The organism is Sandarakinorhabdus oryzae (assembly GCF_009733735.1).
Classification (GTDB): domain Bacteria; phylum Pseudomonadota; class Alphaproteobacteria; order Sphingomonadales; family Sphingomonadaceae; genus Sandarakinorhabdus; species Sandarakinorhabdus oryzae.
The window spans coordinates 1-9,460 of sequence record NZ_WNJP01000110.1; the positions used below are offsets into that span (position 1 = coordinate 1).

A 9,460-nucleotide genomic window follows, 5' to 3' on the forward strand; every position below is an offset into this window, starting at 1 on the left:
GTCGGCTTTGCCGTCGATGGCGCCGCCCTGTTCACGGCCCAGGCCCGGCTGCAGGTCGCGGCCGATGCCGCCGCCGCTGCCGCGACCCGCAAATTGTCGAGCGATGCCAGCAGCGAGGCGGTGCGGGTGGCCGGGCTCAACCTGCCGGCGTCCACCCACGGCACGGTACTGGCGGCCGGCGACGTCGTCACCGGCCGCTGGACCGAAAATGGCCGCAGCTTCGCGCCGGGCGGCAGCAATCCCAACGCCGTCCGGGTCATCACCCGCTATGCCAGCGCCAATGGCAATGCCCACCGGCTGGTGTTTGGGGCCGTACTGGGCATGCGCGACATGGATATCAGCGCCACCGCCACTGCCGTGTGCCCGTCCAACCCCACGCTGTCGGAAATCAGCAGCAACAGTCCCAGCCGCATCGCCGTGGTGACCATGGGGGAGGCGTGCAAGCCGCAATCCGGGCTCACCGGCACCTGTTACTGGTCCACCCCGCAGGGCAATCCGATCATCCGTGTCGATAACTGGAACCCCGCCGAAACAGTGATCAGCATCCGCATCACCTCGCCATCGCAATATGCCCGCGTCTTCAGCTTCACGGCACCCAAGGCCGGGCAATTCTGGGTGGTGGTGCCGCAAATCACGATGAACAACGCTGGCCAGGGCGCGCCGCTCACCAATATCGTCTTCAAGGTCGAAGGCTCCAGCCCAGCCGTGCCGGCCAACCGCATCAGCACCACCGGCACCGCCACCTACAACAACCGCTTCAACGCCACCGCCACGCTGCCGGGCTCACCCTTGTGCGCGTCAGCCAACCAGTCCTCGCGATCGCGGCTGGTGAGCTGAGCGTCAGGCCTTGTAGCGGGCGCGGCCGTCCACCACTGTCTCGATGATGGTGATGTCCTTGATATGGTCGGGCTTCACCGCCGTCGGGTCTTCGGCCAGCACGACATAATCGGCCAGCTTGCCGGCGGTCAGGCTGCCCTTGCGGTCTTCCTCGTGCGCGGCCCAGGCGCCGTGCAGCGTGTTGATGCGGATGGCCTCCAGCACCGACACGCGCTGGTTCGCCCCCCAGGTTTCGCCATTCCATCCCGTGCGGGTGACCATGCCCTGGATGCCCATCAGCGGGGCAAACGGGCCAGGGAAGAAATCGCTGCCGGCACACACCTTGATGCCGGCATCAAGGAAATCGCGGAAGGCCATGGCGTGGGCCATCCGGTCCGCCCCATAGAATCCGAACTTGTCGCTGTTGTAATAGGCATAGCTGGTGAACGGCGCCGGCACCGCGCCCAGTGCCGCCATGCGTTTGAGGATATTGTCATTCACCAGTGTGCAATGGGTGATCTTGGGGCGCAGGTCCGCCACCTTCAGCTTGGCCTGTGCGCGTTCGAAGGCCGTCAACGCCATGTCGATGGCGACATCGCCATTGGCGTGGATATTGGGCTGGATGCCGGCGCGCACCACCTTCTCCACCCAGGCGTCGAGCACGTCCTGCGGCTCGGTGACATTGCCATAATAGGGCGGGGTGCGCCCGGCATAGGGGGTGGAGAGCGCCATGGTGCGCTCCGAAAAACTGCCGTCGGCGGTGTGCTCGGCCGTCGCGCCCAGCCGGATCCAGTCGTCGCCGAAGCCGGTCTTCAGCCCGGCCGCGATCATCTGCTCCACCATCGGGCCCCAGGCTTCATAGCTCACCCGGTGCTTGAGCTGCCCGGCGGCGCGCACGTCCTGGATGGCGGCGAGATCACCGCCCTGGTGATGGACGGTGGTCAGGCCATAGCGGCTGAAGGCGCCGCTGATATGGGCCAGCCCGGCACGGGTGCGCTTGGCTTTTTCGGCTGCGTCGATGATCGGGCGCTGGCCCTTGGCGTCGACGATGTCGATGGCATTGTCGGTGATGCGGCCGCTGAGCCGGCCATCGGGCAGGCGATCGAAGGTACCGCCGGGCGGATTGGGCGTGGCGGTGGTGATGCCGGCCAGTTGCAGCGCGTGTGAATTGACGAACACGGTGTGGCCGCCGCGATGGTGGACCATCACCGGATGCTGGGTGCTGACCTTGTCGAGATCATCCACCGTCAGCTGGCGGCCGTCCTTCAGCTTGGTGTCGTCATGGAAGAATCCGTCCACCCATGTGCCGGGCGGCGTCACCGCGGCCTTGGCCTTCAGCTTGTCGATGATCGACTGGATGGTGACGAACTCGACCTCGAACGGGTTGCCGACCAGCACTTCATAGAGCAGCACATCGCCGATCGGGTGGTTGTGGCAATCGATGAAGCCCGGCACCACACAGGCGCCCTTCAGATCAACCAGCCTTGTGCCGGGGCCGGCCAGGCTCTTCACCTCGTCGCCGCCCACGGCCATGATGCGGCCGCCCAGGATGGCCATGGCGCTGGCGCGCGGCGCAATTGAACTTTGGGCATCGTCCATCGTGATCAGCCGGCCATTGAACAAGACGGCATCGGCATCCGGCCCGTGCGCGGCGGCGCGGGCGGCCCAGGCGGCCCAGGCGGCCCCCATCATCAGCTGTCGGCGATCCATGGTTCTTCTCCCCCGTTTTGCCCATGCTGCGCCGGTCACCGCCGCTTGCCAAGGGGGTGACTTGCCTGAAGGTCAGGCGCGGCATAGCCTGATGCATCCGGGGGGACAGGCCATGGCGACCAAGACGGGGGCCGCGCAATCCATGCAGACGCTGCGCCAGCCATGGCTGTGGTTCGCGGCGGCGCTGCTGCTGACCGGCATCGGCTTCTGGCCCAGCTTCCTGTCGCACATCAGCGCCGCGCCACCGCACATCCTGGTCCATGGCCTCTCGGCGACATTGTGGATGGCGCTGCCGGTGGTGCAGGCGGTGCTGATCCGGCGGCGCCAGCGGGGCGTGCACCGGCAATTGGGCTATGCCTCGCTGGCACTGGCGGCGGTGGTGGCGATCAGCGGCCTGCGCGTGGTGCAGACCATGGTGCTGACCAGCAATCCCGGCATCACGCTGACCACCTACAAGTTCGTGCTGCTCGATCTCACCGGTATCGCGCTGTTCGTCGCCTTCGTCGGCCTCGCCATCCGCGCTGCGCGCCGCCGCGACATCCCGCTCCATCTGCGGCTGATGGCCAGTTCGGCGATCATCCCGCTGGAGGCGGCCAACGAACGCACCGCCATCCTGCTGGGCCTGGCGCCGGATTTCAGCGCGGCGCTCTATGTCTCGCTGGTCAGCATCGAACTGATCTGTGTCGGCCTGATCCTGGCCGAATGGCGCTTCAGCCGCCTGCGCTGGCCGGTGCCGGCGCTGCTTGGCTATTACCTCGTGATGCACGCCATCGCGACACCGGTGGCGATGAACCCCGGCTTCCAGGCCTTTGCGCAGGCCTATGCGCGGATTGGCGGCTGAACGCGGCGCTCAGGCCGCAGTGCGGGCGCGGCGACGGGCGAGGGCGCCGACCAGGCCAAAGCCGAACAGCATCGACATCCAGGTCGCCGGTTCCGGCACCGGATCGAACACCTGGGCGATCAGGTTCAGCGTCAACGTGTAGTTGCGGCCGCCCGACACCCCCGGCGCATAATCGCGGAACAGGAAGGTGTAGATGCCGTTGGCAATGCCCAGATTGAGCGGGTTGAGCGTGACGGAATAATTGTTGGAACCGCCGCCCGCCAGGTTCAGGAAGGTCGAGATGTTCGAGGTGAACAGCGAATTGCCCGGCCCGTTGATCTGATAGAGTTCAAGCCCGGCGCTGTTGAGGTCGCCAATGTTGAACAGCTGGAAATTCTGCAGCACCGGGCCACCGCGCGAGGAGACCAGGCCGAAATCGATCGTCTTGCTGGTCTCGATCGTGCTGCCGTTGAACGACGGGCTGGCATGGTTGAGCAAGGTGGCGCTGGCCGTCACGGTCAGCGCATAATTGCGGATGCCGACCCCGCCGGGTGCATAGTCCGACGTGTTGATGGTGAAGGTGTCGCTGTGGCTGCCCACCGTCGCCGGGTTCAGGCCGATCGCGAAGTTCTGCCCGGTGTTGGCCGCGATGTTGCTGATCGGAGTCAGCGTCGTCGTCAGATTGGCATTGTTTGTGGAACGAGTGATCGAATTGACCGCCAGGCCCGCGGTATTGCCATCACCGATGTTGGACAGGGTGATCACTTGCGAGGTGGTGCCGCTGTCGATGAAGCGGGTGCCGAAGTTGACCGTGGCGGTGCGCACCGTCGAAGCGCTGTTGAACGACGGGTTGGCGAACTTCAGATAGTCATAGCTGACGCTGTAGACGTTGCTCGCCGTCGTGGTGCTGCCCAGCGACACACTGGTGTTGGCAAAACCGGTGGTCACGGCCGAGCCGTTGACGATCTGCGTGTTGGTCGCGTTGACCCGCGTCGAGAAGTTCACGGTTCCCGGGCCGCTGCCGGCCAGCGCCGCCAGGTTGGCGGTGGCCACCGTGGCAGTGCCGCTAAGCGTGCCCGACGTTGAATCGGTGTTGTTGCTGGACTGGTTGAGGCAGTCACCCGAATTGCACTTGGGCGCCGCGGCAAACGACGTCGTGGTGATGCTGGTGCCGGCGATGATGACCGACCCGGAGACGTTGGACGTCACGTCGACGGTGCGGCCCGAGCCGGAGGCCGGCACGGTGCCCGTGGCCGACACGCTCATCGTGTAGGGGATGCTGACGCTCATCCGGGCGCCAACCAGGATGCCGGTGCTGGTGTCGAAGCGGCTGATCGGGATCAGCGTCGGGCTGCTGAAGCTGGTGGTGCCGACAAAGGTCGAGGTGCCGGCGCCATTGCGGCTCTGGCTCTGCGTCGTGGTGATCTGCGCATGCGTGGTTGACTGGGTGGTGGTCAGCGCGGTCTGTGCCGTCGCTGCGACCGCTAGGCTGGCCCCCACCAGCGCTGCCGCCGTGATCTTCACTGCGTGTAACACAAATCCACCCTGGTTGACCCTGTCCGAAACGGACCTTTCCTGCTGCCAAGCAAGACCCGTGCCACTGATCCCTCAATCAGGGTAAATACTTGATAAAGAATAATAGTTAATAAAGAATTGACGTGGCGTTTGTAAGGCCAACCGACAGTGATTCAACCAAAACGGAGGTGACCAGCGCCCCAATCGCCTTCCCGAATCAGCCAGTTTCGGCCGCCGTCCCCGCGGCCCAGACTGCAGTGGCATCTTGGAAGGACCATGCCATGGATTTCGCACTGCCCGCCGATCTGAAGGCCTATCTGGCCGAGCTCGACGCCTTCATCGCGGCCGAGATCAAGCCGCTGGAGAACCGCGACGACAATATCCGCTTCTTCGATCACCGCCGCGAATGGGCGCGCACCGATTTCGAGAATGGCGGACTGCCGCGCCATGAATGGGAAGCGCTGCTGCGCGAGGCGACGATCCTGGCTGACAAGGCCGGCCACTGGCGCTTTTCGGCGCCGAAGAAATATGGCGGCAAGGATGGCAGCAATCTGTGGATGGCGGTGATCCGCGATCATTTCGCCGCCATGGGCCTGGGCCTGCACAATGATCTGCAGAACGAACACAGCATCGTTGGCAATTTTCCCTTCGTCGCCATGTTCGAAACCTTCGGCACCGAAGCGCAGCAGCAGGAGTTCATCCTGGGCGGCTTTGCCCGGCAGCGCATCACCGCCTTCGGCCTGACCGAGCCCCACCATGGATCAGACGCCACCCACATGGAAACCCGCGCCGTGCCGGAAACCCGCGACGGCGTTGATGGCTGGCTGATCAACGGCGAGAAGATGTGGACGACCGGCATGCATGTCGCCACCCACTGTGCCACCTTCTGCCGCACCAGCGGCAGTGACGGCGCGGCGCGGGGCATCAGCTGCTTCCTGGTGCCGACCAGCACGCCGGGCGTGAAGGTCGAGGAATATCTGTGGACCTTCAACATGCCCACCGATCACCCGCGGGTGAGCTTCACCAATGTCTGGGTGCCGGATTCGACCCGGCTGGGCCCGCCCGATGGCGGCCTCGCGCTCGCCCAGAGCTTCGTCCACCAGAACCGCATCCGCCAGGCCGCCTCAAGCCTGGGCGCGGCCACCTTTTGCGTGGAGGAAAGCGTGCGCTATGCAAGGACGCGCAAGCCGTTCGGCGAGGCGCTGTCGAAGAACCAGGCCATCCAGTTCCCGCTGGTCGAGCTGGCCACCCAGTGCGAGATGCTGCGCCTGCTGATCTACAAGACGGCGTGGGAGATGGACACACTGCCCCACGAGGCGATCGAGAGCCAACTCTCCGACAAGATCTCCATGTGCAATTACTGGGCCAACCGGCTGGTGTGCGAGGCCGCCGACCGGGCGATGCAGGTGCATGGCGGCATCGGCTACAGCCGGCACAAGCCGTTCGAGCATATCTTCCGCCACCATCGCCGCTATCGCATCACCGAAGGGTCTGAAGAGATCCAGATGCGCAAGGTGGCGGCCTATCTGTTCGGCTATCTGGGGCCCAGAAAGCAGTTGTTCGCCAATCTCTAGCCGCGAGCACCATGCACCCAACCCGCTCATGCCGAGCTTGTCGAGGCACGGGCCGACCGAGGCGCGTGCCTCGACAAGCTCGGCATGAGCGGTGCAATCCTGTTGCAATCGGCACTGAAGCTGGCAGGAAACGCCCATGAAACTGGGCGTCTGCTGGTACCCCGAACAATGGCCGGAACCGCTCTGGGCCAGCGATGTGCAGCGCATGGCGGCACTGGGCCTCACGTTCGTGCGCGTGGGCGAATTCGCGTGGAGCCGGATCGAGCCTGAACCCGGCCACTTCGACTGGGCCTGGCTCGACCGCGCGGTGGCTCTGGCCCACGCGGCGGGGCTGGAGGTGGTGATGGGCACCCCCACCGCCACGCCGCCGAAATGGCTGGTGGATGCCCATCCGGAGATCTTGGCCAAAGGCCGCGACGGGCAGGTGCGGGGCTTCGGTTCGCGCCGGCATTATTGCTTCTCGTCCGACGTCTATCTGGAGCAGGCCCGGCGCATCACGGCGCTGATGGCGCAGCGTTACGGCCAGCATCCGGCCGTGGTCGCGTGGCAGACGGACAATGAATATGGCTGCCACGACACGGTGGTGAGCACGTCGGATGCCGCCAAGGCCGGCTTTCGCCGCTGGCTTGCCGAACGCTATGGCAATGTGCAGGCCTTGAACACGGCGTGGGGGCTGGCCTTCTGGAGCCAGGAGTATCGCAACTTCGATGCGGTGGACGCCCCGTTCGGCACGGTCACCGAAAGCCATCCGGCGCATCGGCTCGATTGGCAGCGCTTTTCCTCGGCCATGGTGGAGCGGTTCAACGCGGCGCAGGTGGCGATCTTGCGCGCCGCCTCGCCGGGGCGGGACATCATCCACAATTTCATGGGGTTGTTTACGGAGTTTGATCATTTCGCTGTCGGCCGCCAGCTCGACGTGGCGGCATGGGACTCTTACCCGATTGGCTTCCTGGGGCAGGGGCCGTTCAGCCGCGACGAGAAGGCCCGTTACCTGCGCACCGGCCACCCGGATCTGACCGCCTTCCACCACAGCCTCTACCGCGCCTGCGGGCAGGGGCGCTGGTGGGTGATCGAACAGCAGCCGGGCCCGGTGAACTGGGCCGCCTGGAACCCGGCACCCGCGAAGGGCGCGGTCGAACTCTGGGGCTGGGAGGCGGTTGCCCACGGCGCCGAGCGCATGAGCTGGTTCCGCTGGCGGCAGGCACCGACGGGGCAGGAGGCGATGCACGCCGGGCTCAATCGACCGGACAATCAGCCCGCGGCGGCCTGGCCGGAGGTGGAGGCGCTCGCCGCCGGGTTGGCCCAGTTGGGCCCGCTGCCCGAACGCGGCCGCAGCGATGTCGCACTGGTCTTCGATTATGACAGCGTGTGGGCGGTGCAGAGCCAGCCTCAGGGCCGCGACCAGGACGCGCTGGCCACCGCCATGGCCTGGCATACGGCGGCGCGGCGGCTGGGGCTGAGCGTCGATATCGTGCCGCCGGATGCCGATCTGGCCGGCTATGCACTGGTGTTGTTGCCGGCCCAGATTGTTCTGGATCAGGCGCTTGCGCAGCGACTTTCAGACAGTGGTGCACGTGTTGTGGCCGGCCCGCGCACCGGTTCCAAGTCCCGCGATTTTGCCATTCCGTCCGGCCTGCCGCCCGATGGCCTGCGGGCGCTGATTGATGTGACGGTGGCGCGGGTGGAAAGCCTGCCACCCGGCATCGTGCTGCCCGCCGGCAATGCCGGGCAGGTGACCGGCTGGATGGAGGATGTCGAAGCCGGCGCAGACGTGGAGACACTTCTGATCCTGGACGATGGCCGGGGCTTGTGGTTTGCGCGCGGACGCGCCCATTATCTCGCCGGCCAGGTCGATGCCGGGCTGTTGCGCCGGATCATCGGGCAAGTGGCGGCCACGGCCGGGCTGGCGCCGAACGATCTCGGTCCGGATGTGCGTGTGGAGCGGCGTGGAAACCTCAATTTCCTGTTCAACTATGGCCCGCAACCTGTTGCACTCGAACAGCAACTGGTGATCGGCCGCAATCCGGTGCCGCCGGCGGGCGTCGCCATCTGGAAGGACGAAGCCCCATGACCACGCTTGCCGCCCGTGTCGGTGCCCTGGGCGAAACCGTCGCCCTGCCGGATCCCGGCCCGCTGTCCGACGGCCAGGCCCGCTTTGCCATCGAGCATTTCGCGCTGACTGCCAACAATGTGACCTATGCCGTGCATGGCGAGGATTTTGCCTATTGGCGCTTCTTCCCGGTGCCTGAGGGGAGCGAGGACCTGGGCATTGTCCCGGTCTGGGGTTTTGCCTGTGTCACCGAAAGCCGCGCCGACGACATCAGCAAGGGCCAGCGCTTCTTCGGCTATTGGCCGATGGCCAGCCAGGTGGTGCTCACGCCGGTGCAAGTGTCAGCCCATGGCTTCACCGATGGCGCCGCTCACCGTGCCGGGCTGCCGCCCTTCTACAACCGCTACAACCCGGCCAGCCCGGCCTGGGGGGACGAGGCGCTGCAGTGCCTGTTCCGGCCGCTCTATGCCACCAGCTTCCTGATCGATTGCCTGATGGCGACAAGGCCCGTCGATACGCTTGTGCTGTCATCGGCCTCATCCAAGACCGCGCTGGGCGTCGCGCAGGCCGCAAAAGGCCGGCAGAAGGTCGTGGGCCTCACCTCGCCCGCCAATCGCGATTTCTGCCTCAAAACAGGCTATTACGATCAGGTCTTGAGCTATGACGAAATTGCCCAGGTCGAGGGCGAGGCAATCGCCTTTGTCGATTTTTCCGGCCATGGCGGCGTGCGCAGCGATGTCCACACGCTGCTGGGCGCACGGCTGAAGGAAAGCCATATCGTCGGCGACACCCATTGGCAGACGCCCAACAGCAACGCGCTGCCGGGGCCGGTGCCGCAGCTGTTCTTCGCGCCCACCGTGGCGCAGGATCGGGTGGCGGAATGGGGCCCGGCGGGTTTCGAAGCGCGGCTGGGCGCGGCCTGGGGCCGCTTCGCGGCAACGCTGGGCTGGCTGCGGGTGGCGCGCGTGTCCGGCC

The 9,460-nt window shown here is 65.9% G+C and carries 7 protein-coding genes; 5 read left to right on the forward strand and 2 right to left on the reverse strand.

The window, feature by feature from the left end:
- On the forward strand, positions 1-837 hold an 837-nt coding region (locus GJ693_RS10955), incomplete at its 5' end, for a TadG family pilus assembly protein (RefSeq protein ID WP_197042124.1).
- A 3-nt stretch (positions 838-840) separates the two neighbouring features.
- Here GJ693_RS10955 and GJ693_RS10960 read toward each other — a convergent pair.
- On the reverse strand, positions 841-2,526 hold the full coding sequence (locus GJ693_RS10960) for an amidohydrolase (RefSeq protein ID WP_156256343.1): 1,686 nt from the start codon (positions 2,524-2,526) through the stop codon (positions 841-843).
- Between the two features lie 112 nt (positions 2,527-2,638).
- Here GJ693_RS10960 and GJ693_RS10965 point away from each other — a divergent pair, with 112 nt between their 5' ends.
- The gene (locus GJ693_RS10965) at positions 2,639-3,367 is read left to right on the forward strand and encodes a DUF2306 domain-containing protein (protein WP_197042125.1); all 729 of its coding nucleotides are present in this window, start codon (positions 2,639-2,641) and stop codon (positions 3,365-3,367) included.
- A gap of 9 nt (positions 3,368-3,376) precedes the next feature.
- Here the strand turns inward: GJ693_RS10965 and GJ693_RS10970 are convergent, their stop codons facing one another.
- Positions 3,377-4,882 carry a PEPxxWA-CTERM sorting domain-containing protein gene (locus GJ693_RS10970; RefSeq protein WP_156256345.1) on the reverse strand — a complete coding sequence of 502 codons (1,506 nt, stop codon included), beginning with the start codon at positions 4,880-4,882 and terminating at the stop codon, positions 3,377-3,379.
- Between the two features lie 260 nt (positions 4,883-5,142).
- Between GJ693_RS10970 and GJ693_RS10975 the strand changes: the two genes are divergently transcribed.
- From GJ693_RS10975 to GJ693_RS10985, 3 genes are all read left to right on the forward strand, one after another.
- A complete protein-coding gene (locus GJ693_RS10975; protein ID WP_156256346.1) occupies positions 5,143-6,435 on the forward strand; it encodes an acyl-CoA dehydrogenase family protein in 1,293 nt (430 codons plus the stop codon).
- Between the two features lie 136 nt (positions 6,436-6,571).
- The gene (locus tag GJ693_RS10980; RefSeq protein ID WP_156256347.1) at positions 6,572-8,506 is read left to right on the forward strand and encodes a beta-galactosidase; all 1,935 of its coding nucleotides are present in this window, start codon (positions 6,572-6,574) and stop codon (positions 8,504-8,506) included.
- Positions 8,503-9,460: DUF2855 family protein (locus GJ693_RS10985; RefSeq protein ID WP_156256348.1), on the forward strand; the 958-nt coding region annotated here is incomplete at its 3' end. The genes GJ693_RS10980 and GJ693_RS10985, both read left to right, overlap by 4 nt.